We start from the raw sequence: 23,056 nt of genomic DNA, 5'->3' as shown, positions 1-23,056 counted from the left end.
TTGACTTTTTTCGCGGTTTTCAATATAATAGTGGCATTATTAACGGTTAAACAATCGCTGATGAGGAATAGTAGTTTTGTCTGGACATGTAGAGAGCCGGCGGATGGTGCAAGCCGGTTGACAGTACAAAGCGAACTCGCCTCGGAGATATGTGGCCAACGCAGGAATGCCCTATACAGGTGCTTGAACCCTGTTATTAACCCGCATCGGATCACCTCCGTTATCAGGTGCAAAGGGAGTAGAAGGTGAAGAACGCTTTCTGCTAACTAGGGTGGTACCACGGGAATATAACCTCTCGTCCCTAGCGCTGACACGCTACGGGATGCAGAGGTTTTTTTGTTGCATACCGTTTGAGGAGGAAATGACAATGACAGACACACAGCCGAAGCACGGCTATCAACCGCAAAGTATTGAACCAAAATGGCAGAAATATTGGGATGAGAACAAAACGTTTCGTACCGGGGAAGAGCCGGGCAAACCGAAGTTTTATGCTTTGGATATGTTCCCGTACCCGTCTGGGGCTGGTCTGCATGTAGGCCATCCGGAAGGTTACACGGCAACGGATATTGTTTCACGCTATAAAAGAATGCGCGGCTACAACGTACTGCATCCGATGGGTTGGGACGCCTTTGGTCTGCCTGCCGAGCAGCATGCGCTGGATACGGGAGAGCATCCGCGTGAAATTACGGTGAAAAATGTAAATAACTTCCGCCGTCAAATCAAATCGCTTGGTTTTTCATACGACTGGGATCGTGAAATCAGTACGACTGACCCTGATTATTATAAATGGACACAATGGATTTTCATCCAGCTGTACAAGCGCGGCCTTGCTTATGTGGCTGAAGTACCTGTGAACTGGTGTCCTGCGTTGGGTACGGTGCTGGCTAATGAAGAAGTTATTGACGGGAAGAGTGAGCGTGGTGGTCATCCGGTCATTCGCAAACCCATGCGTCAATGGATGCTGAAAATTACGGAATATGCGGATCGTCTGCTGGAAGATTTGGAGGAGCTGGATTGGTCCGAAAGCATTAAGGATATGCAGCGGAACTGGATCGGCAAGTCTACTGGGGCAGAGGTTCATTTTCCAATTGAAGGCCATGACAAGCAACTGACGGTATTTACAACCCGCCCGGATACGCTGTTCGGCGCAAGCTACTGTGTGCTGGCTCCTGAGCAGGAGTTGGTGGATGTTATCACTACACTTGAGCAAAAGGATGCCGTCAATCAATACCGTGAGCAAGCTGTCCGTAAAAGCGATCTGGAGCGCACGGATTTGGCGAAGGATAAAACAGGTGTCTTCACAGGCGCTTACGCAGTCAATCCGGTGAACGGTGAAAAGCTGCCAATCTGGATTGCCGATTATGTACTGGCAGGCTACGGAACAGGCGCGATCATGGCTGTACCAGGTCACGACACACGTGACTGGGAATTTGCGAAGCAATTCGGGCTGAACATCATTGAGGTTGTCCAAGGTGGGGACGTGGCTAAAGAGCCATATACCGAGGATGGTCCGCACGTTAATTCAGGTCCGCTGAATGGACTTACGAATGAGGAAGCCATTCCGAAGATGATTGAATGGCTTGAAGCCGAGGGTAAAGGACAAGGAAAAGTGACGTATCGCTTGCGCGACTGGCTGTTCAGCCGTCAACGCTATTGGGGTGAGCCGATTCCGGTGATTCATCTGGAAGATGGAACGATCAAAACAGTTCCTGAGGATCAACTGCCGCTCTTACTGCCGGAAATGGATAACATCAAGCCTTCAGGCACAGGAGAGTCCCCGTTGGCGAATGCGACGGACTGGGTAGAAACTATTGATCCTGAGACGGGCTTGAAAGCACGCCGTGAGACGAACACCATGCCGCAATGGGCAGGAAGCTGCTGGTATTACCTGCGCTATATTGATCCGCACAATGATAAAGAGCCTGTATCCAAAGAGAAGCAGCGCGAATGGCTGCCTGTAGATCTGTACATTGGCGGTGCGGAACATGCAGTTCTTCACTTGCTGTATGCTCGTTTCTGGCACAAGGTGCTGTATGATATCGGTGTTGTGGAAACGAAAGAGCCTTTCTACAAGCTGGTCAATCAGGGTATGATCCTGGGCAACAATAATGAAAAAATGAGTAAATCACGCGGTAATGTCATCAACCCTGACGATATTGTGAATACGTTTGGCGCCGATACGCTGCGCATTTATGAGATGTTTATGGGGCCGCTGGAGGCGACTAAGCCATGGAACGAAAACGGGGTTGAGGGAGCGCATCGTTTTCTGTCCCGTGTATGGCGCCTGTTCGTTTCCGAGGATGGTAGCCTGAACGATAAAATTACAAATGAAGGCGGCAGTGATGAGTTCACTCGGACCTGGCATAAAACGCTAAAAAAAGTAACCGAGGATCTGGACGCGCTTCGCTTCAATACGGCGATCAGCCAACTGATGATTTTTACCAATGATGCATACAAAGCAGACCGTTTGCCGCGTGCAGCAATGGAAAATTTCGTGCAAATGCTGTCGCCGCTTGCACCGCATCTGGCCGAGGAATTGTGGCAGCTGCTGGGACACAACGAAAGCATTACCTACGCGGCTTGGCCTGCTTATGATGAAGGATGGACGGTGGATACCGAAGTGGAAATTGTGGTGCAGGTGAACGGTAAAATCGTGCAGCGTGCGACGATTGCCAAAGACCTTGATGCCAAAGCGATGGAGGCATTCGCTCTGTCGCTGGACAACGTTCAGCAGGCGCTGGCTGGTAAAACGGTTCGTAAGGTGATTGCAGTACCAGGCAAACTGGTCAATATTGTCGCGGGTTAATCGGCTTTAAGCCGAAGGAGGCATCTATCTTTTGCATGTCCTCCTCATACTTGTTGTGTGTAGCCCGTATCAGCTCTGGGAAGACACTGTGCAGGCTGATGTCCAGCAGCGCGAGGGCTTCAGCGGTAATACCTCCGGGAACTGCTACCCTCGCCTGCAACTCGGCTGGTGTCATTCCGCCTTCAGTAAGCAGCTTTCCTGTGCCGATAATCATTTCACCAGCCAGGGCGCATAGCTCGGTACGGTCTATACCCGTGGCCTGAACCGCAGCATGAATCCACTGGTCCAGAAAATAGGCCAGGAAAGCAGGGCCGCAGCTGGAAAAATCCGACGTAATACGTGTATGGGATTCCTTAACCCGAATCGGCCTGCTAATGTGGGACATAAGCTCTTCCAGAAGGGAGCGATCCTCCTCTGTAATCCGGCTGCCATGGATGCATAGTGAGGCTCCGCTGCCTACCTGATGGGTAATACTGGGAATAATTTTGGACACTTTGGCTTTCAGTGAATGCTCCAGGATGCGTAGCTGTACCGGACTAGTAATAGAAACGACGATTTGCTCTTCTGTAATGACGTTGCGTATTTCATCCGTTACGGCTTTTGATTCCAGCGGCTTCACGCAGATAAACAGGATATCGCTATCCGCTGCCGTCTCACGGTTGTTTTGGGCTGCATGTAATCCTGGATAACGACGGGCCAGCTCGGCTACCTTGGAATACGTTTGATTGCTTGCTGATATTTGCTGTGGTTTAAGTGCGTTGGAATGAATAAAAGATTCAATCAGCAGACTTCCCATGCTGCCAGTCCCGATAAATCCAACTTTCATCGTTCAACGTCCTCCTTTCATACTTTGCGGTATAGACGCTGTCATTCTTCTTAGTGTATGCACACGGTCTTGGCCGACATGACGAAATTTATGTCTGAGCATGTTAGATCGTGCCCAAGGTCGTACCACTCTTTGGAAAATGGCTCACAGCGAGACCGTGTGGAGGTTGTTTACATCCTCCGGTTAACGGGAATAGGACAGGCTTGCTCTGTTCGAGTGAGACCCTGTATTGAGTGACTCACTTTCCCTAAAATCTATGTGGAGAAGGGGACAAAATGGAAATGAACCGCGTATGGACTGGAACGGCAATAGTGCTTTCCCTAATAGGCAGTGGGCTTATTCTGTTTGCTGGTGGGCAGCGTCCAGAGCCAGAAGAAGAGTGGAAGGTACTTAATCATAAGGTGGAGCAGGCTTTAGCGGTAGAGCCGGAGCAAAATAAGTCACGGAGCAATAGCGGCCAGACTCAGGGAAAGCGTGCTGTAGCCAAAGCCTCAGGCAAAGCCGAACGCAGTTTGGGTGGCGAAGAAGTTGGCCATGTGAAGCGTGATGCTGTACAGGATTCTGCTGGTGCATCGGTCGATGGAAGCGAAAGCTCCGGTACGATAAAGCAGTCTGAGGTGATGGATTCTACTTCCGTTACTTCCGTTACTGGCGTTGAAAGCTCGAATGCTACGACGGACAGGTCGAATACAGCAGGCGATCCGGTTGCTTCATCCGCTTCCGGTGAAAAAAAGGTGAACATTAATACGGCGACTGCTGCCGAGTTAATGGAACTGCCAGGGGTCGGGGCTAAAAAGGCCGAAGCGATCCTGAACTATCGTAATCAGCACGGGCCGTTCAAACGTGTGAGCGATTTGGATCATGTGAAGGGAATTGGCGCCAAAATGTTGGTGAAAATGAAGCCTTATGTCAGCTTATAATTACTTAAGTGGACGATGTACTGACTATCAGAATGGCTTAGCGGATATATTTACGTTGAAACTTGTTTTTACGGGAGAGATGGATATGAGTGCAGATGTACGCAAGGACTGGGACACCTATTTTATGGATATCGCTTATATGGTATCCACCCGTTCGCGCTGCTCGCGGCGTCATGTTGGAGCCGTACTTGTACAAGGCAAAAAGCTTTTGGGCACAGCCTATAATGGTGCACCATCCGGGGTACCCGACTGCTCTGAGGCAGGCTGTATGATTTCGGAGGAATACGAGGTCGTCCATCGCGAGGGGCGGGAGGAAATGGTTAAGAAGCAGCGCTGTATCCGCACGATTCATGCGGAGCAGAACTTGCTGCTGTTCACCGACCGCATTGATCGTGAGGGGTCCTCAGTATATGTGACCGACCAGCCGTGCTGGACGTGTGCTAACATGCTGGCGAACAGCGGTATTGTGGAGATCGTATACCACCGACCTTACCCAAAGGATGCTGACAAGGTTCGTGCCATGATGGAGCAAAAAGGAATTGCCTTCCGTATGCTGGATAACTATCATCCACCGAAAGAAACGCTGATGGATGTTATGAATTAAAATGTATGATTAAGCCATGATCAATTAAAGAGTACACGAGGAAGAACCTCTGACGAATGCTATTTTGTCAGGGGTTCTTTTTGTTTTGCGGTTTGGACACAGAACCAATATTTTGCTACCGGGAGGTGGTTGTATTCAAGCCAAACTTGTTTTAAGCAGACCTATTTTGACCCTTACTGTATGCTGGATTACGGGGAGTGCAGGAGCTTGTTTGTATTCCGGACGTATGCTTCTGTTGCTCTGGGCGGGTGTCACGTTGATTTTTCCTCTTATGGCTCTACTGATGAAGATTCCCGTCCGGCATGTGGTGTTGCTATGGCTTGCCTTGAGCGGGGGAGGATTTCATTGGGCTTGGCAGGATACTCATAATGTAACCCACATTCCCGATGCCCTTCATGTATCGGCTTCCAGGCTGGAAGATATGCCTGTTCAAGCTTCGGGATTTATCGCTTCCAAGGTGCAGGTAGACGGTGACCGGGCACAGTTTGAGATGAGGGTTACTGCAATAAGCAAAATGGAAGGTGATTCTCAAAATGACACTTTTCAGGGCAGGGTTAGAAAGAGCGAAGCTATGTCTGAACAGGTCATCGTTCACATCAAGCTGGCTGCCGAGCAGGAACAGCAACTGGCGGCAGGATGGCAGCGTGGAGATGCAATTCAACTGCGAGGCAGCTTAAAGGCCCCTGCAAAAGCGGGGAACTTTGGTGGCTTTGATTACAATGAATACCTGCATACACAGGAGGTTCACTGGCTTTTCAAAGGGAAAGGGGCCGATTCGCTACAGAAGCAGCAAGCTTCGCAGTGGAACCGTTACACCTTGTTCAGATGGAATGATCAGCTTAGAGAGCAATTAGGGCAACGGATGGAATCAGCATTTGGTTCTCTTCATCACGCAGGATATATGAAAGGACTGGTATTAGGCGTTACGGATGAGCTGGACCCGGCAACGTATAACGAATTTACGCAGCTTGGATTAACACATATTTTAGCAATATCCGGTATGCATGTGGCCGTATATGCAGCTACACTACTGTATTCGTTCAAGCTATTACGAGTGAGTCGCGAGACGTCTCTTACGGTCGTGATGGTGCTTATTCCGGCTTATGTACTGCTGACAGGTGCATCTCCCTCTGTTGTGAGGGCGGGAATTATGGCTATGATCGGCCTGTTTGCAGCCAGACGGGGAATGCTCAAGGACGGACTTAGTATTTTGAGTGTGTCTGCGTTATTGATGTTGTTTTGGAATCCGTATTACCTGCTTAGTGTCAGCTTTCAGCTTTCTTTTCTGGTAACAGCCGGACTGCTCATTTATATGCCGCTGATGAAGCCGTTTTTCGCCAAATGGCCTCTTCTGATCGGCGGCGAAATTGCGATTACGATCACAGCGCAGCTTGTTTCGTTTCCGATGACAGTCTTCTACTTTAATCAGTTTTCGCTCCTATCGTTTGCGGCTAATTTTGTGCTTGTTCCACTTATTACTTATGTCGTGCTTCCACTGGGTACTGTGGCGATGGGGATCGCTTTTCTATGGAATGACGGGGCTCGTATCCTGGCATGGCCAGCAGAACAACTGAACGAGCTGACCTTTTGGCTTGTAAAATGGATGAACATGGATGACGCTTATGTGAGTATCTGGCCGTCTTCCTCTATTCTGTGGGTCATAGCATATTATGCTGCTTTGTACAGTATTCTGTACTGGCTCAAAACATGGATGATTTCTCGAAGGCGAACAGATGAATCTCCGGGCTTGGAGGTATCGCTGGATAAGGACAAGGGGGGGCTTTCAGCCGGACGCAATTTGGTGGGACAAAGCACATCCGTTCCCATGCCATCATCCATACATACAGGATTAGCGGCATCTGCCGAGTGGGCAGCTATATTGCAGACAGAGCGTGAGCCTGAAGGAGCAGGCAAGTATGCACATCGACAGTGGAATGGTTATAGTCATTTGGCGCTTGCTTTAAGCGGTATTGCCTGGCTTGGCATTCTGTGCATAGGTTATATAACTCCAGGTGGAGGGAATACGGGAATGGTTCAATATCTGGATGTGGGCCAAGGCGACAGCATTTTGATTACAACGCCGAGTGGTAAACACATTTTGGTGGATGGTGGGGGCACGATGGATTTTACGACAGGAAAAAATGCCTGGCGTAAGCGAAAAGACCCCTACGAGGTAGGTGAGGATACGATTGTGCCCTTATTGAAGCAGCGCGGTGTACATCGCCTGGATGCTGTCATTTTAACGCATGGAGATCATGACCACGCTGGGGGATTGCAGGCTGTGCTTGACCAGATTCCAGTATCGGCCTTGGTTTTGAACGGCACCCTGACAGACAAGGCACCTTTCCGCAAGCTATTGAACACGGCTGTAAACAAGCAGGTCAAGCTGTACGGTGCGCATTATGGTATGGAGTGGAAACCCGATCAGGATACGAAAATCCGCTTTATTCATCCGCTTCCGCTGGAGGAGGACGAAACCGGAAGTTTGCCCGTTGTGAAGGAACAAAATCATTATTCCGTTGCAATGATATTGGAGATGGAGGGCGCTTCCTTTTTGTTCACAGGAGATATGGATGATGCAGCAGAATCGCTGTTGCTCTCCGAGTTAACTCATTCTCCATCCCATACCGGAGCAAAAGGGGAAACAGTGGCTGTAAGGCAAGTGGTAGATGTCATGAAAATAGCACATCACGGTAGCAAGCATTCCACCTCGGAAGAATGGTTATCCTACTGGCGACCGAAGGTATCCGTCATTTCAGTCGGAGCGAGCAACACATATGGGCATCCAAATGAAGCGGTATTGGATCGTTTATCGGCGGTTGATTCTGCTATATATCGGACAGATATGATGGGAGAGGTGCAAATCCGTGCGCACCAAGGCAAATTGAGTGTGCGGCACAAAAAATAAGGAGTTTGAAAAATTCTCAAATACAAGCAAGCAGGCACTGTGGCAGCCTGCTTGCAACTTGAGCACTTTGGATCAGTAAGCGCGAGAGCATCCATGAAAAATGCTATAGACCAACCTGCATGGACATAATCTGAGAGCTTTGATAGAATCTAATATAAATATTGAAAATGAGAATCATTATTATTGGGAGGACTATTGTGAACAATTTTAAATTCCGAATTTCGGCTTGTCTGTTGATTATTTCATTCATGCTGGTACTGAGCGCATGCGCTACGAATGGAGGAGGAATGGCAACGGATAAAGGGACAACGGCTGATTCCAAAACTGCATCTACTGGAGATGCAGCTGCCACACGTACATATGAAAGCGATAAAGGTACAGTTACTATTCCTGAACATCCACAGCGTGTCGTTGTAGCGGTCGGCGACTATGTAGGCGATGTTCTTGCACTTGGGATTACACCTGTAGGGGCTCCAGACACTGTATTCGATGCTCCATACTATAAAAAATACTTGCATGGTGTTGAAAATATCGGTGATAGCTCCGCACTGTCCCTTGAAAAGGTGACCACCCTGAATCCGGATCTGATCATTACCTATGATGAGAAAGCTTATGAAAATCTGAAAAAAATAGCGCCTACTGTATTCATTCCATATGGTACATATAATTATAAGGACCGTCTGATAGAACTGGGCAAAGTGTTAAACAAGGAGCAGGAAGCGAAGAAATGCCTGGCTGATTTTGCGGCCAAGATTGCTGAGAAGAAACAGGCTTTGTCTGATGTTATTGAATCAGGTAAAAAAATTGCTATTTTTGAGATAACGGGCAAAGAATTATATCTCTATGGCAAGTCCTACGGACGGGGAGGAGCCATACTTTACGATGAGCTGGGACTTCATGCCCCGGCGAAGGTAGAAAAGGCGGCGTTCAAACAGGGCTGGGCCAGTATTTCGATGGAGGCTTTACCAGAGATGCTAGGCGATGCCGATTACCTGATGCTGGGGATTAGGGGAGATGGAGTAGATCAGGGAAAAGATATTGAATCTAAAAGTGTGTGGAAAAACCTTTCTGCTGTTAAAGCAGGGAAAGTATATCAGTATTCGATTGACGACTTTTATTTTCAGGACCCGATTGCCCTGAATTACCAGTTAGAGCTCTTATCGGATTTCCTGATTTCCAAGAAGTAACAATATGCAAGTTCAATTCGACAGATTCCAGCAGATTTATGTGAGTAAGGGCTAAGGGAAGGTGACGACCTTCCCTTTTTCTGTTATTCTAAGGGAGGCTATAATGGGGAATATGGGCTTTTTGGTAACGTTTTTTACACTTTAAAAATAAAATTATTGTCAGACGTCTATCCTGCAACAATTTGCAAAGGGGAAGCGTCTGTAATATTGCAGGGAGAGGGGGATCCTTTGTGGTAGAGCAGGGACTCATTCGAGCCGCTCAATCGGGCGATCGCGACGCTCTCATTACCCTATTAAGAGAGATAGAACAGCATGTGTACCGTACGGCATATTACATTTTAAACAATGAACAGGACGCCATGGATGCTTCACAAGAAGCCCTCATACGGATTTATTCCAAAATTAATTCTTATGAGGAAAAGGCGCAGTTCAAAACCTGGGTTCAACGCATTGTAACGAACATATGTATCGACAAATTCAGGAGGACGAAGCCCTCGGTTTCCATTGATGAGCACGACATGATATTCAACGATCCCCAGAATGTGGAGGCTGAGGTCCTGACCTCTTACTTGGCAGAGGATGTTCGTGAAGCTATACAGCAGCTTCCAGAGCACCACCGGACGGTGATCGTATTGAGATATCTGCAGGATTTCTCTTATAACGAGATTGCCGACTCTCTGGATTTGCCGCTTAATACGGTCAAGTCATACTTGTATCGTGCAAGACAGCAATTGCAAGGGCTACTTCAGGAATATCAGAAAGGTGGTGTATCAGGATGAAGTGTGGGGAAGAGGTGATGGATTGGATGCAGCGTTATGTGGATCATGAGCTGGGCGAAGAAGAGACGTCCCAATTAATGAACCATATCGCGACTTGCCCGGACTGTGCGGAAAAATTTCATATTCTTCAGACGCTCTCCCGCGAGCTGGAGGATTTGCCTGCGGTTTCCCCGGCGTTCAGCCTGGTGGATTCCATCATGCCTCAGCTAGATGCCATTGACCGCGCACGTGAGGAGCAGGGAAGCGCGCTACAGGAGATGCAGCCTGTAGCTGCCGATTCTGGACCGGGGCCAAGACAGCGTACCCAGTCTATTCCTTGGTGGAACCGGATGAGTGGGCGAGCCGCGATGGGCGTGGCTGCCGCTGCTGTTGTACTGGGTATTGTGGTATTCAATTTTGAACCGAAAACGGTACAGGATGCGGATGGTTTGCTTAATTCCCAGTCGCCTGGAGTGATGAGTCAGCAGGAACAGACAGAAATTCCAAGTACGGTGAATGGAAGCGGAGGTAGCGATGCAGCTATTGGATCGGATTCGACCAAGCAGCCGTCAGATCAGGGAACGGACGCGTCTCAGCCATCCACAGGGGAGCAATCTGATCCGAGCAAACTGGATGTGAACAGTGCGGATGATGAAAAGCACTCTTCCAAACAAGATGATGCACAACGTGACGATCAGCGAACTGGTGAAAAAGGCTCAATGAAGTATACGCCAGCGGGGCATCCTTCCCGTCAGGATCGACAGACGTCAAAAGAAAAATCTGTCGGGCAAGATTCTGCTGCGGATTCTCCTAAGTCCGATGACAAACAGTTAAAGCAGGGAAAATCCGAGCAACAAACGATTGAACCTGAACAGCAAGGAGAACCAAAAGTAGAAAAAGCACCTATAGCGGGTACGGGCACTACTGAAGACAGTAATGACAACAGCACGGCTACTAATGATTCGTCATCGTCTGCCAATCAGGATATGATGATGCAGAATCGGATTGCTTCAAATGATACGTCGAAAGACACGACCTCCAAGGGGGTTACCAAGGATTTGGGGACTACGATGGGAGATATGGGCAGCAATACAGCTTCTAATGATCAGCAGCCCTCCGTGTCGCAAAACCCGGTACGCAATGAAGGATTTTCATCGAATTTGATGATCACTCCAGACAGCAGTAATCCTTCCACCTTTAGTGCCCAAGCGACATCTACAGATCAGCTTAATTCGCCTGATGGCAGCTATGCGGTGGTTATTGAGGGCAAAAAACTGAAAGTGTATAAGCTTTCTGACAATGGTGTAGGCCGGACAACGCTGGAAGTGCGTACCTTGAAGGGTGCCTGGGTCAAAGGAAGCTGGTCAGAAGACAGCCAAACCTTCATGTATGAGACGGAGCAGGATGGTACAGCAAGTAAATATACGTATACCGTTCCGCGTAGTTCCGGCAAATAATTGCTATGAAGATGGCACATTTTTAAAAGCAAAGAATAGATTGTATGAACCGACGTCGTATCCCGACGGCCGAAAGTTTCTAGAGCTTTCTGCTGCCGTGTTGATATAGATGGTGGTGAAGGGATCTTGCCTATAGGCAGGGTCCTTTCGTTTGTATAATGACTTGCCTTCCGACCAGATGTCGGGTACGATCAATGAATGGGGGGGGGACGGAGAATGGATGCAAAAACAGCCGCCAAGGCTATTCGCAAAGGCGATATTTCGCCAGTGTATTTGCTCTACGGCAGTGAAAAATATCAAATGAAGCAGTTTGTCGATATGCTTAAGGAAAAAGTGGTGGAAGAGGAGCATCGTGACTTTGCTATTATTCCCTACGATCTGACCGAGACGCCGATTGAGGTAGTCGTGGAGGAAGCCGAGACTGCGCCTTTTTTGGTGCCAAAAAAGCTGATTATAGTACGGGACACCAGTGTATTTGCGGCAGGCAAGGATGGCGGTAAGATGGAGCACCACATTGAAGCGCTGCTGACTTACATGGATAACCCGGCTGACTATAGCATTATCATTTTTACGGTTCAGGCTGAAAAGCTGGATGAACGGAAAAAGATTGTTAAAAGGCTGAAAAGTGACGCCTCCGTCATTGCCTTCACTCCATTGGGAGGAGATGACCTGGTGGCATGGATTCATAAGCGTGCCGGCGAGCGAGAAGTCCAATTGGCTGCTGGAGCTGCTGAAAGTCTCATTCAATATACGGGGACCGGGCTGCAATCGCTGGCTGCCGAGATAGACAAGCTGTGCCTGTATGCGGGAGCGCAGGGTACCATCTCTACTGCAGATATTGAATCGCTTGTGCCTCGTAGTACGGAACAAAATGTGTTTGCGATGGTCGAGGATTTGGCTAATTTGCGGCTGGATAAGGCGCTTAGTATTTTTTATGAGCTGCTTAAGCAAAAAGAGGAACCGATTAAGATTGCAGCTTTAATCACACGACAGTTCCGTATTATGTTGCAGGTCAAAGAGTTGATGGGTCAAAGCTATTCCCAGCAGCAAATTGCGAGTCAGCTTAGTTTGCATCCATATGGGGTGAAAGTTGCCGGCGAGCAGGCCCGGAGATTCCGTCCTGAGCAGTTGCGACAGCTTCTCTACGACTTGGGCGAGCTGGATTACCGTATGAAAACCGGGGTTGTTGACAAGGTGCTGGGGCTGGAGATGTTTTTGCTGAAAATGGGCGCGGGGGCTTCGGTCTAATCCGGCCCGTTTGCCGAGCGGTTTAATGAAAGGTTAACTAGTGTAACGCAGAATCCAATCGTGGTGAACTAAAAAATCCTGATCAGCCAAGGCTGGTCAGGATTTTTTCATTAACGTATAAAAGTAGCTCTTGCTTACGCTTGAGCTGTAAGAGCGTTAAGTTTTTTCGCCAAGCGGGATTTCTTGCGAGCAGCTGCATTTTTGTGGATCAGACCTTTAGTTACAGCCTTGTCCAGCTTTTGGGAAGCTACTTTGAAAGCAGCAGTAGCATTTTCAGCTTCGTTATTCACCAACGCTGTATCGGCAGCTTTTACTGCTGTACGAAGCGCGGATTTTTGAGAAGCGTTCAACGCACGGCGTTTGTCGTTTGTTTTAACGCGTTTGATAGCGGATTTGATGTTTGGCATTACATTCACCTCCTGTAAAGGCATTACTTATGAACACAAACGTTTCACAACTTAAAATATTTTAGCACGCCACACCTCAAATTGCAATAAGAAAACATTCCGGGCTTGGGTAGATTACAGGATGAAAATGGATGTGCATAAACCTGCCGGGTGTCTCGCACACTATAACCTGAGATGGTATAAAAGGAGGCGTAAAAGATGGATTTGGATTTGCAGAAGTATGCGGTACGTACGGATTTGGCGCTGGAGGCAAGAGAACTGGCGGAACGGGATCAGCCAATGCCGCTGGCGGGTATCAACGAGGACGTGGAGGAAGATAACGGTATTAAAATCACGCGTCTGGATGTGCTAAATGAAGAGGGTGCTAACCGTATTGGTCGGGTACAGGGACATTACGTCACGCTGGAAGTGCCCGGCTTACGTGAAGGTGACACGGGGCTCCAGCAACGGGTAGCCATTGCATTCGCGAAGGAGATGGAGCAATTTATACAAAAAATAGGGATCTCCAGTAAGGCACGCGTACTTGTGGTAGGTCTGGGCAACTGGAATGTCACTCCCGATTCACTAGGTCCGCTTGTCGTTGAAAATTTGATGGTGACCCGTCAATTTTTTGAACTGACACCTGATCAAATCAATCCGGGTTATCGGGATGTGAGCGCGATTGCACCGGGGGTTCTTGGCATTACGGGGATCGAGTCGAGCGAAATTGTTCAGGGTATCGTTGATCGCACGAAGCCGGAGCTGATTATTGCTATTGACGCTCTCGCATCACGTTCACTGGAGCGCGTCAATACGACCATCCAGGTGGCGGATATTGGGATTCATCCAGGCTCAGGTATTGGTAACAAGCGGCGTGGCATCACCAAGGATATTATGGGTGTCCCGTGTATTGCCATCGGCGTTCCAACCGTATGCTACGCTTCCACCATCGTGAATAACGTAATTGAGCTGATGAAAACACATTTTGCCAAGGAAAAGGCTTCTACGAAAGCGATATTGGGGATGCTGGATGATATTTCAGAGCCTGAGAGACTGGGATTGGTGAGAGAGGTACTTCAGCCGCTGGGACATGATCTGATTGTGACCCCCAAGGAGATTGATGAATTTATAGAAGATATTGCGAATATTATTGCAACCGGATTGAACGCCGCCCTGCATGAAGCCGTCGATCCCGGCAATGTCGCCGCTTATACACATTAATGAGGGCTAGCAAAAGCATATTTCATACACAAAATTCTCTATCTAGCAGGCATCCTATCTCTTGTAATAAGGGGTGGGATTTACCTGCGGGTGGAGATTTTTTGTGTTCTAGCAGTTGTTCTCCGTTCATAGAGTTGAAGTATAAGAGATTTCCGCTACTGACTGGAACCTATAGGGTTCTGAACATAGAGCGGGCTTCGACGGGACGAAGGAGGACAAGACCCACATGAAAAAAATTCAAACCTGGAACGTCGGAAGATGGAGAAGAAAGGGCCTTGAAATTTTGGCTATGGGACATACGCTTGTGCTGCTTATTATGGGCTCGGCGCTTTTATTTGTTGTATTGGGACTGGGAGGACTGGCGGAAAATCGTTTGCAAACGTCTCCGGTGTCTTCGATGAAAGGATTTGCAGGCTCGGTTTCCAGCGGTTTTTTTGCGGATATGCTCGGCCTGGAAGTACCTCATTTGGCACAGAAGAAGCAACAATCTTCGTTGTCGGGTGAACAATGGTCGCCTTTTGTTTTCCAAATGCTCACAGGTATTAATCCACAGGACCCCAAAAGTCTCATAGCTCGCGAAATTCCTGGGATGTCTGCGGGTACGCCTGTCTTGCTGCGCAAGGGCTCAGGGAACAACAAGGTGGAGGCGCCTACGGATTACCAGCCTGATCAGGGAACGACGGATGCTCCTGGCGGCCCCGATGCTTCTACCAATCCATCGAACAATGGCTCTACAACGCCAGATCTTCCGACAACGCCAGAAACGGACCCTGCGCAAGAGGATGATCCGAGTGATACAGCAGTCAAAGGTGCCAAACGTATATTAATCTACCATTCTCATCCGAGAGAGGCATACAACCCTTTGCTCAGTAAAACCAGCTCCAATCCTAATTCTGGCTCTAAATCAGCCAATGTGTCGAGAGTAGGGGGTTTTGTAAAAAAGAGATTGGAGAAGCAAGGGATATCTACTTTGCATGTGAACAAGGACTATGCCAAAATCGTTCAAAATTACAATTGGAATTATTCCTATAAATATTCGCGTGAAGCGGTCAAGGAAGCTTTGGCTGGAAATAAAAGCTTAACCTATCTGCTTGATATCCACAGAGATTCTCAACGTCACGGCAAAACGACAGCAACAATAAACGGACTTTCTTATGCCAAGGTGTATTTTATTATCGGCCATGACAACAAAAACTGGCGCAAGAATGAAGCTTTCGCCGCTCGTATTCATGAGAAGCTGGAAAAGTCGTATCACGGCGTTTCCCGTGGGATATGGGGAAAGGATGGCGGTAAAGGCAACAACGGTGAGTACAATCAGAGCTTGTCCTCCCATAGCATTTTGATCGAAATTGGCGGGATTGATAATACCGAGGAAGAATTGAAACGTACCTCTGACGTTCTGGCGGATATGATCGGTGAGGTGTACTGGGAGGATCAGAAAGCACAGAAAGCGGGTACTAACGTATCCGATGCGAAAAAGAGCAACGATGGCAATTAATTGAGGCGTAGTAAAGGAGGAAATGCAATGTCCGGACATTTTCGTAAAAAAGCGCTTGGATTTGTACTTCTGATGGGGGCGGGAGTTCTGCTCGGCATGCAGCTGGCAGGCTCTGGCTTGCGCTCTGTGTATGGGCCGGAGTGGGCTGGGGACCCGGTTCAAAGCGGGGTTCAGCAGAAAGTCGGATATGAGCAAACGGTTATTGAAGACACACCGGCAGCGGATGTTCGTACTTATACCCGCACGTATAACGGAAATGGCAACGTCGTAATGGAGTCGGGAACGGGAACTGTTGCGAGCGAAGCTAATGCCAATTCACAGAACCTGGAGACACCGCGTGAACTGTTGGCGGTCAAGGCAGAGCAAACCTCGGTGGATACCATGGCAGACAAAACGGCCGGACTGCTGCAAAACCTGTCAAGACAGGGTATTCGCTGGGTTGTGTCTGTTTTTGACGGAGTAACGGAATAGAAATATTGCTGACCCCCTATACAACTGCTATAATAAGCTGATTGACACTAGGCATTGTGTGGGGGTAAGGCATGACTGACATTTTGGCAAGACAACGTAAAATTCGGAACTTTAGTATCATTGCACATATAGACCACGGTAAATCCACGCTGGCTGACCGGATTTTGGAATACACCGGTGCACTGACATCCCGTGAAATGCAGGAGCAAGTGCTTGATCAGATGGATCTGGAACGGGAGCGCGGGATTACAATCAAGCTCCAGGCAGTGCGACTCACTTATAAGGCCGATGACGGCGAAGAGTACATTTTGAATCTGATTGATACACCGGGGCACGTCGATTTTACGTATGAGGTTTCCCGAAGCTTGGCGGCCTGCGAAGGTGCCTTGCTGGTTGTAGACGCGGCACAGGGCATTGAAGCACAGACGTTGGCTAACGTATATTTGGCGTTGGACAACAATTTGGAGATTCTGCCGGTGCTTAACAAAATTGATTTGCCAAGTGCCGATCCTGAACGGGTGAAGCAGGAAATCGAGGATGTTATCGGCTTGGATACGAGCGAGACTGTACACGCATCGGCCAAAGCTGGAATCGGTATCAAGGAAATTTTGGAACAGGTGGTCAGAAGCGTACCTGCTCCGCAAGGAAATCCGAATAATCCGCTGAAGGCGCTTATTTTCGATTCGCATTATGATCCATATAAAGGCGTTATCGTGTATGTTCGCGTCGTGGATGGCAGCATCAAGGCTGGTTCTAAAATTAAAATGATGGCGACCGATAAAACGTTTGAGGTTATCGAGGTAGGAGCCTTCATGCCACGTATGAGCATCGTGGACGAGCTGAACATCGGTGATGTTGGTTTTATCGTTGCCGGGATCAAGCATGTGGGCGATACGCGTGTCGGGGATACGGTGACGGATGCCAAAAATCCAACAACAGAACCGATGCCGGGCTATCGGAAAATTAATCCGATGGTATATTGCGGGCTGTATCCGATCGAAACATCCGAGTATAACGATCTGCGTGAGGCGCTCGAAAAGCTGCAACTGAACGATGCTTCGCTCAGCTTTGAGCCGGAAACATCAAGCGCGTTGGGCTTCGGATTCCGTTGTGGTTTCCTCGGTCTGCTTCATATGGACGTTATTCAGGAACGGATTGAACGCGAATTTAACATCCCGCTGATTACGACAGCGCCGAGTGTTATTTACCGCATTAAGCTGACGAATGGCGAAACGATCCAGATCGATAACCCGTCGAATTACCCGGAAGTCGGACGAATTGAGCATGTGGAGGAGCCTTACGTAAGAGCAGGCATTATCGTGCCTAATGATTACGTAGGTACAGTTATGGAGCTTTGCCAGACCAAGCGCGGTGAGTATGTGACCATGGAGTATCTGGATACGACACGGGTAACGATTACGTACCAGATTCCACTGTCCGAAATCGTGTACGATTTCTTTGACCAGCTTAAATCCAGCACCAAGGGCTACGCCTCCTTCGATTACGAAATTTCAGGCTATCGCCAGTCTAATTTGGTGAAAATGGATATTATGTTAAACGGCGAACAGGTTGATGCGTTATCGTTCATCGTCCACAGAGATCGCGCTTACCATCGCGGACGTATTATTTGCGAGAAGCTGCGTGAGCTGATCCCACGCCAAATGTTCGAGGTGCCCATTCAGGCATCTGTCGGTACGAAGGTTGTAGCACGTGAAACCGTTAAGGCAATGCGTAAAAACGTCCTGGCCAAATGCTACGGCGGCGATATTTCCCGTAAACGGAAGCTGCTTGAAAAGCAAAAAGAGGGCAAGAAGCGCATGAAGCAAGTGGGTAACGTAGAAGTACCACAGGAAGCATTTATGGCAGTACTGAAAATAGATGAGTAAAGCTGCTTGAAACAAGCAGCACCGTATTCAATTAGGTACATCACAAAACGTGAGTATGGATTGAATACGAATAAGTATCAACAGTATGACCCCGTAGTAACTGAGGTACACACTCTGTAATGTACCTCAAGATACTGCGGTCCGCTTGTTCCCAAGCTTTATTCGTCCATTCTTTCATGTGGCCATTTGCCGTGCATGAAGAATGGACGTTCTTTATTTGAGCAAGCTATTCAAGATGGAGTGAAAGAATGATCCATACACGGAGCGATCTTCCACCTCAACCGCCCTTTTTTCACCTCACCTCAACACTGACAAGGAGGATCGGTATGACCGCATCCATACACAAACATGAACATTCATCCGCGCCTCAAGCGGTTTATCTGCATATACCTTTTTGCACGAACAAATGCTTTTACTGTGACTTTAACTCTTACGTGCTCAAGGATCAGCCTGTTATGGAATACCTGTATGCACTGGAACGGGAGATGGAGCATACAGTTCGTCTTCACCCGCCAGGTGAAATTAAAACTATTTTTGTCGGGGGTGGAACACCAACAACGCTGAATCCGAAGGAAATGGAATATTTCCTGAAAAGCGTCCGTACCTACTTCCCGAACTGGTCGGAAGATATTGAGTTTTCCATGGAAGCCAATCCGGGCACAACTGATTTTGAGAAGCTCACCGTGATGAAAGAAGGCGGTGTAAATCGGCTGAGCTTCGGCGTACAGGCTTTTCAAAACGAGCTACTTACGGGTATTGGTCGAATTCATAATACAGATGATGTTTATCGTAGTTTGGAAAATGCACGCAAGGTCGGATTGGATAATCTGTCGATTGACCTGATGTTTGGTTTACCGAATCAGACCGTAGAAATGCTGCATGAAAGTGTCAGCCGGGCGCTGGAGTTGGGACTTCCTCATTACTCCATCTACAGCTTGAAGGTCGAAGAAAATACGCTATTCCATACGCTGTACCAGAAAAATCAGCTTCCGCTTCCTCATGAGGACGACGAACTGGAAATGTATTTGCTCCTGATGCGTCGCATGAAAGAGGCTGGCTATGAGCAGTACGAGATCAGCAATTTCGCGAAACCAGGTCTGGGGAGTAAACACAATATGACCTACTGGCGTAATGAGGACTATTATGGTCTCGGCGCAGGGGCGCACGGATATGTTGGCAGAGAGCGCCATATGAACATTAAGGGCATTAATCCTTATGTGGAGGCTACCCGTAACGGACTGCCGCGTCTGGATAGCTTTGAGGTGCCAGCGGCCGAAGCGATGGAGGATTTTCTCATGGTCGGTTTGAGAATGCTGGAAGGTGTCTCGAAGTCCCGCTTTGAGGCTCAATTCGGTCAGTCACTGGAGGATACATTTACGGCCCCTCTCGGAAAAATGCTGAATGCGGGATTGATCGAGCTGGTCGAGGACGGTTATCGTCTGAGCGAACGCGGTATTTTGTTCGGAAATGATGTATTTGCGGAGTTCATCGGTTCCATTACCGTAAATTCATAAGTCGTAGCTTCAAACGGTACATTTGCACACTGTAAGCGGGGATGTTCATTTTATAACACAATTCTGTCACGGCAGGGTAAATGAAGTATTGCGATTCTATGCGCAATGTTGTATATTTATTCATTATATGCGGCAAGCGGCAGGAGGAGAGCAAGATGGCTTCAGTGTGTAAAGATGTATTGTGCAGAAGTGCGGTTCCTGAGGATGTGGAGCCTTTATACCAAATGATTAGCGGCTATGCGGAGCGGGGAATTATGCTTCCACGTTCAAGGGAAGTGCTTATGCGCCAACTGGAGCTGTTTATTGTGGCAGAAGTGGACGGCGAAGTCGTCGGTTGTGGTTCTTTATGCAAACTGGGTGATGATTTGGTAGAGATTCGCTCACTTGGTATTTCTGAGGGACATAAAGGCATGGGCATCGGCTCCAAGCTTGTAGAGGGCCTTATTATAGAAGCACGGCGGCAGCGTATCCCTAAAATTATGGCTTTGACCTACGAGGTCTCCTTTTTTATAAAAAACGGGTTTGATGTGGTAAACAAAGAGATTTTCCCTGAGAAGGTATGGACTGATTGCATTAACTGTAGTAAACAAAACAATTGTGATGAAATTGCGGTGTTGAAAATGCTGAACTGACCTGAGAATGATCAGGTCAGTTCGTTTTTTATTGGATCGAGATTGTATCTGCTCGTGGTAGATATAAGCTGTAATTGCTTGTCTCATTTTTGGGAATTTTCAAGATACCGCCACATCAGCTTGTGATGAGGGTCAAGTTTTGCTGGTATATCTTCAAGTGTCCTTATTGTATCTTCATCACTTTCATTATTATAAAGGTGAAATGAACCATCCAGAGGAATATCGTGTCTGTATTTATACAAGGCTACCACATATTTTTCTTTCGCTCCCGTTCGGTAGGTATTAAAGGAGGGTTTCTCCAAATCGGCTGGGAGTGATTGACCATAGTCGTTAATTGCTGCAATACTATCGTTTATTTGCTGGGGGATACTTGGGCTGAACTCTTGTGGATACAAGGAAACAGTAATTCTTAGGGTAAGTAGGACTACGACCAATAAAAAAATAATGTAAAACACGCTATAAAATTTGCGGATCAAAAAAACGGTCAAACCAATAAGGGCAGCGTTAATCATAAAAATAAACGGTAGCATAATAACTCTTCCCAACCCCGTGTATGGAAACAACTCAATCAAAAGGTAAAACATACAGAGAGTAGGCAAGAGCGCAATCAGTGCATTGATAAAGCTGCGACGATTTGTTCTCAACCAGCTTCCTCCTTATTTTACAGTAGAGCTCAATATATTATAGAGAATAAGAAGCGAATTTTCTATATTTTTCTTGAAAGATTTATAAAAACGGTTTTGTTGTCCTCAGTGATGAAATCATGGTATTGAAAATACGGATCTGACTTGACAATGATCAGGTCGGTTTGGTATTTTTGTATTATCAGTTAGCACTCATCGCGAACGAGTGCTAATGATTCCATTGAACGATCATGCTATTATGGATAAACAAAAGGGGGGATTCGCTTGTTAACCGAACGTCAGAGACTCATTTTGAATGCGATTATTGATGACTACATTCGTTCGGCTGAGCCAGTGGGTTCCCGCAGCATATCCAAAAGGCAGGATGTCGGATTTAGCCCCGCCACGATCCGTAATGAAATGTCGGATTTGGAGGAACAGGGCTATCTGGAGCAACCCCATACTTCTGCGGGACGCATCCCGTCTCATAAAGGCTACCGCTATTATGTGGACCATTTGGTACCACTGGATACGCTGAAGCCTATGGAAACGCGGGAACTAAAAGCCTTTTACGCCGAAAAGCTGAATGCAATGGAACAAGTAATCCAGCATGCATCTGGTATTTTGTCCCATATGACCAATTATACTTCCATCCTGCTTGGGCCGGAGGTTTTTCATACTTCATTGCGTCATTTTCAGCTATTGCCACTCAACGAAACGACGGCTGTAGCGATTATCGTGACCAATACCGGTCAGGTGGAGAACAAGACAGTGGATATTCCGCCGGGAATTTCGATTTCTGAGATGGAGAAGGTCGTGAATTTGCTGAACAGTAAGCTGGTCGGCGTGCCGATTTATCAGCTGAAATCACGTCTTTACACTGCGCTTGGTCAGGAAATGGAGAAGCATGTATCTCATTTTGAGGACGCTATGAAAGTACTGGATAAAGCACTGGATAATGAATCGGATCAGCGCTTGTATTTGAGCGGTGCGACGAACATGCTAAACCAGCCTGAATTTAAGGACGTTGAAAAGGTCAAACATATTCTCGATCTGCTGGAGGAAACACCGACGCTGCTTAAGCTGATGACGCCTGTCGCCGGAGCGCCCGAAATTCAAGTCCGCATCGGTACAGAAAATGATCATGAGGCGTTTGCCAATTGTAGCCTGATCACCGCGACATATGCGGTAGATGGCGAAGCGTTGGGCACAATAGGTATACTGGGCCCGACACGGATGGAGTATGCGAGAGTTATCAATATTTTGGGCATCCTGTCTAAGGATTTGACCGCAATGCTTACGCAGCGGTTTAAATAAAATAAGACTGCACATGTTGCGGTTCTACATGTTCCGCGCCGGGATACGGTATGTATTCTGCGCGGGTGCATTGCTGCGTGTTTTTGCAAAGTAACAGCAACTTGAAATGAAGTGCAGCAAACAAGTTTGAATACAAATATGAATGTAATGGTAGTTATGACTTGAAGGAGGTGAAACATTTTGAAGGAAGAACAAGCGTTCCAAGAAGAAAAACAACAAAATGTAAGCACAGAGGAAGCCACTGAGACGAGCCAGCAGGAAGAGCCGGTGAACGAAGCGGCAGCACTGGAAGCCCAAGAGAGTGATACAGAGCTGGCTAAGCTTCGCGTGGAGGCGGAAGAGCACCAACAGCGGTTTTTACGCGCACAGGCGGATTTCGATAATTTTCGTCGTCGTACGCTGAAAGAGAAAGAGGACCTTGCCAAATATGCATCTATGAAGCTGGTTACCGAATTGGTACCTGTTCTGGATAACTTCGAGCGTGCGCTGGCAACAGCACCGCAAGGAGAGGCTGAGTCATTCACCAAAGGTGTGGAGATGATCTTCCGTCAGTTTGAGAGCGTGCTTCAGGCTGAGGGAGTAACGGCCATGAATGCGGTGGGTCAACCGTTTAACCCTGATTTCCATCAGGCCATTATGCAGGTGGAAATCGAAGAGCATGAGGAAGGCATCGTCGTTGAAGAGGTGCAAAAAGGATACATGCTGAAGGACAAGGTGCTTCGTCCGGCTATGGTAAAAGTGAGCATGTAGCTTTTTTAATATACATTAGCAACACATCTTTGGTTTTAACTATT

General features: G+C 47.7%; 19 protein-coding genes and 1 other annotated feature. Of the genes, 16 read left to right on the top strand and 3 right to left on the bottom strand.

Annotated features, from left to right (window positions below; genetic code table 11):
• The first annotated feature begins 48 nt into the window (after positions 1–48).
• Positions 49–306, top strand: a binding site (T-box leader).
• 61 nt (positions 307–367) lie between these two features.
• Positions 368–2,806, top strand: coding sequence for a leucine--tRNA ligase (leuS, locus tag ACIFQM_RS06905; RefSeq protein ID WP_430040794.1), 2,439 nt, complete (start codon positions 368–370; stop codon positions 2,804–2,806).
• Here the strand turns inward: leuS and comER are convergent.
• The gene (comER, locus tag ACIFQM_RS06900; RefSeq protein WP_430065179.1) at positions 2,787–3,632 is read right to left on the bottom strand and encodes a late competence protein ComER; all 846 of its coding nucleotides are present in this window, start codon (positions 3,630–3,632) and stop codon (positions 2,787–2,789) included. The two genes, leuS and comER, sit on opposite strands and share 20 nt — an antisense overlap.
• Positions 3,633–3,913: 281 nt before the next feature.
• Between comER and ACIFQM_RS06895 the strand changes: the two genes are divergently transcribed.
• From ACIFQM_RS06895 to holA, 7 genes are all read left to right on the top strand, one after another.
• Positions 3,914–4,552 carry a ComEA family DNA-binding protein gene (locus tag ACIFQM_RS06895; RefSeq protein WP_430040796.1) on the top strand — a complete coding sequence of 213 codons (639 nt, stop codon included), beginning with the start codon at positions 3,914–3,916 and terminating at the stop codon, positions 4,550–4,552.
• 85 nt (positions 4,553–4,637) lie between these two features.
• Entirely contained in the window at positions 4,638–5,156 is a 519-nt protein-coding gene (locus ACIFQM_RS06890) for a deoxycytidylate deaminase (RefSeq protein WP_430040797.1), read from the top strand.
• Positions 5,157–5,388: 232 nt separating this feature from the next.
• Positions 5,389–8,064: a ComEC/Rec2 family competence protein gene (locus ACIFQM_RS06885; protein ID WP_430040827.1), complete on the top strand. Its 2,676-nt coding sequence runs from the start codon at positions 5,389–5,391 to the stop codon at positions 8,062–8,064.
• Positions 8,065–8,261: 197 nt separating this feature from the next.
• Positions 8,262–9,251: an iron-hydroxamate ABC transporter substrate-binding protein gene (locus ACIFQM_RS06880; protein ID WP_430065177.1), complete on the top strand. Its 990-nt coding sequence runs from the start codon at positions 8,262–8,264 to the stop codon at positions 9,249–9,251.
• A 230-nt stretch (positions 9,252–9,481) separates the two neighbouring features.
• Positions 9,482–10,030: an RNA polymerase sigma factor gene (locus ACIFQM_RS06875; RefSeq protein WP_430040799.1), complete on the top strand. Its 549-nt coding sequence runs from the start codon at positions 9,482–9,484 to the stop codon at positions 10,028–10,030.
• Positions 10,027–11,466, top strand: a complete 1,440-nt coding sequence (locus ACIFQM_RS06870; protein ID WP_430040800.1) for a zf-HC2 domain-containing protein — start codon at positions 10,027–10,029, stop codon at positions 11,464–11,466. The genes ACIFQM_RS06875 and ACIFQM_RS06870 overlap by 4 nt, the downstream gene beginning before the upstream one ends.
• Before the next feature lie 216 nt (positions 11,467–11,682).
• The gene (gene holA / locus ACIFQM_RS06865) at positions 11,683–12,714 is read left to right on the top strand and encodes a DNA polymerase III subunit delta (protein ID WP_430040801.1); all 1,032 of its coding nucleotides are present in this window, start codon (positions 11,683–11,685) and stop codon (positions 12,712–12,714) included.
• Positions 12,715–12,848: 134 nt separating this feature from the next.
• Here the strand turns inward: holA and rpsT are convergent, their stop codons facing one another.
• Positions 12,849–13,121: a 30S ribosomal protein S20 gene (gene rpsT / locus ACIFQM_RS06860; protein ID WP_044645117.1), complete on the bottom strand. Its 273-nt coding sequence runs from the start codon at positions 13,119–13,121 to the stop codon at positions 12,849–12,851.
• A 198-nt stretch (positions 13,122–13,319) separates the two neighbouring features.
• On the opposite strand from rpsT, the gene gpr reads away from it, so the two are divergent.
• From gpr to ACIFQM_RS06830, 6 genes are all read left to right on the top strand, one after another.
• On the top strand, positions 13,320–14,321 hold the full coding sequence (gpr, locus tag ACIFQM_RS06855; RefSeq protein ID WP_354452320.1) for a GPR endopeptidase: 1,002 nt from the start codon (positions 13,320–13,322) through the stop codon (positions 14,319–14,321).
• A 226-nt stretch (positions 14,322–14,547) separates the two neighbouring features.
• On the top strand, positions 14,548–15,819 hold the full coding sequence (locus ACIFQM_RS06850; RefSeq protein ID WP_430040802.1) for a stage II sporulation protein P: 1,272 nt from the start codon (positions 14,548–14,550) through the stop codon (positions 15,817–15,819).
• Positions 15,820–15,846: 27 nt separating this feature from the next.
• Positions 15,847–16,290 (top strand): hypothetical protein, encoded by a 444-nt coding sequence (locus tag ACIFQM_RS06845; protein ID WP_430040803.1) that lies wholly within the window; start codon positions 15,847–15,849, stop codon positions 16,288–16,290.
• Between the two features lie 71 nt (positions 16,291–16,361).
• On the top strand, positions 16,362–18,176 hold the full coding sequence (gene lepA / locus ACIFQM_RS06840) for a translation elongation factor 4 (RefSeq protein ID WP_430040804.1): 1,815 nt from the start codon (positions 16,362–16,364) through the stop codon (positions 18,174–18,176).
• A gap of 326 nt (positions 18,177–18,502) precedes the next feature.
• Positions 18,503–19,690: a radical SAM family heme chaperone HemW gene (gene hemW / locus ACIFQM_RS06835; RefSeq protein ID WP_430040805.1), complete on the top strand. Its 1,188-nt coding sequence runs from the start codon at positions 18,503–18,505 to the stop codon at positions 19,688–19,690.
• Positions 19,691–19,845: 155 nt separating this feature from the next.
• A complete protein-coding gene (locus ACIFQM_RS06830; protein WP_014282525.1) occupies positions 19,846–20,322 on the top strand; it encodes an N-acetyltransferase in 477 nt (158 codons plus the stop codon).
• Between the two features lie 83 nt (positions 20,323–20,405).
• On the opposite strand, the gene ACIFQM_RS06825 is transcribed toward ACIFQM_RS06830, so the two are convergent.
• Positions 20,406–20,966, bottom strand: a complete 561-nt coding sequence (locus ACIFQM_RS06825; protein ID WP_430040806.1) for a hypothetical protein — start codon at positions 20,964–20,966, stop codon at positions 20,406–20,408.
• Positions 20,967–21,230: 264 nt separating this feature from the next.
• On the opposite strand from ACIFQM_RS06825, the gene hrcA reads away from it, so the two are divergent.
• Positions 21,231–22,262 (top strand): heat-inducible transcriptional repressor HrcA, encoded by a 1,032-nt coding sequence (gene hrcA, locus ACIFQM_RS06820; protein ID WP_044645111.1) that lies wholly within the window; start codon positions 21,231–21,233, stop codon positions 22,260–22,262.
• Positions 22,263–22,442: 180 nt separating this feature from the next.
• Positions 22,443–23,012, top strand: a complete 570-nt coding sequence (gene grpE, locus ACIFQM_RS06815; RefSeq protein ID WP_430040807.1) for a nucleotide exchange factor GrpE — start codon at positions 22,443–22,445, stop codon at positions 23,010–23,012.
• The last annotated feature ends 44 nt before the right edge of the window (positions 23,013–23,056 follow it).

This window comes from Paenibacillus sp. NRS-1782 (assembly GCF_050467685.1).
GTDB lineage: Bacteria > Bacillota > Bacilli > Paenibacillales > Paenibacillaceae > Paenibacillus > Paenibacillus terrae_A.
The sequence above is the reverse complement of the archived record's forward strand: the minus strand, read 5'-3'. Positions and strand labels throughout refer to the sequence as shown.

Excerpts from the sequence above, each read along its gene's own strand:
- ACIFQM_RS06845 (WP_430040803.1), top strand. The coding sequence starts at position 15,847 with ATGTCCGGACATTTTCGTAAAAAAGCGCTTGGATTTGTACTTCTGATG.
- rpsT (WP_044645117.1), bottom strand. The coding sequence starts at position 13,121 with ATGCCAAACATCAAATCCGCTATCAAACGCGTTAAAACAAACGACAAA.
- gpr (WP_354452320.1), top strand. The coding sequence starts at position 13,320 with ATGGATTTGGATTTGCAGAAGTATGCGGTACGTACGGATTTGGCGCTG.
- hemW (WP_430040805.1), top strand. The coding sequence starts at position 18,503 with ATGACCGCATCCATACACAAACATGAACATTCATCCGCGCCTCAAGCG.
- ACIFQM_RS06890 (WP_430040797.1), top strand. The coding sequence starts at position 4,638 with ATGAGTGCAGATGTACGCAAGGACTGGGACACCTATTTTATGGATATC.
- ACIFQM_RS06895 (WP_430040796.1), top strand. The coding sequence starts at position 3,914 with ATGAACCGCGTATGGACTGGAACGGCAATAGTGCTTTCCCTAATAGGC.
- holA (WP_430040801.1), top strand. The coding sequence starts at position 11,683 with ATGGATGCAAAAACAGCCGCCAAGGCTATTCGCAAAGGCGATATTTCG.
- ACIFQM_RS06830 (WP_014282525.1), top strand. The coding sequence starts at position 19,846 with ATGGCTTCAGTGTGTAAAGATGTATTGTGCAGAAGTGCGGTTCCTGAG.
- ACIFQM_RS06850 (WP_430040802.1), top strand. The coding sequence starts at position 14,548 with ATGAAAAAAATTCAAACCTGGAACGTCGGAAGATGGAGAAGAAAGGGC.
- lepA (WP_430040804.1), top strand. The coding sequence starts at position 16,362 with ATGACTGACATTTTGGCAAGACAACGTAAAATTCGGAACTTTAGTATC.
- ACIFQM_RS06870 (WP_430040800.1), top strand. The coding sequence starts at position 10,027 with ATGAAGTGTGGGGAAGAGGTGATGGATTGGATGCAGCGTTATGTGGAT.
- leuS (WP_430040794.1), top strand. The coding sequence starts at position 368 with ATGACAGACACACAGCCGAAGCACGGCTATCAACCGCAAAGTATTGAA.
- comER (WP_430065179.1), bottom strand. The coding sequence starts at position 3,632 with ATGAAAGTTGGATTTATCGGGACTGGCAGCATGGGAAGTCTGCTGATT.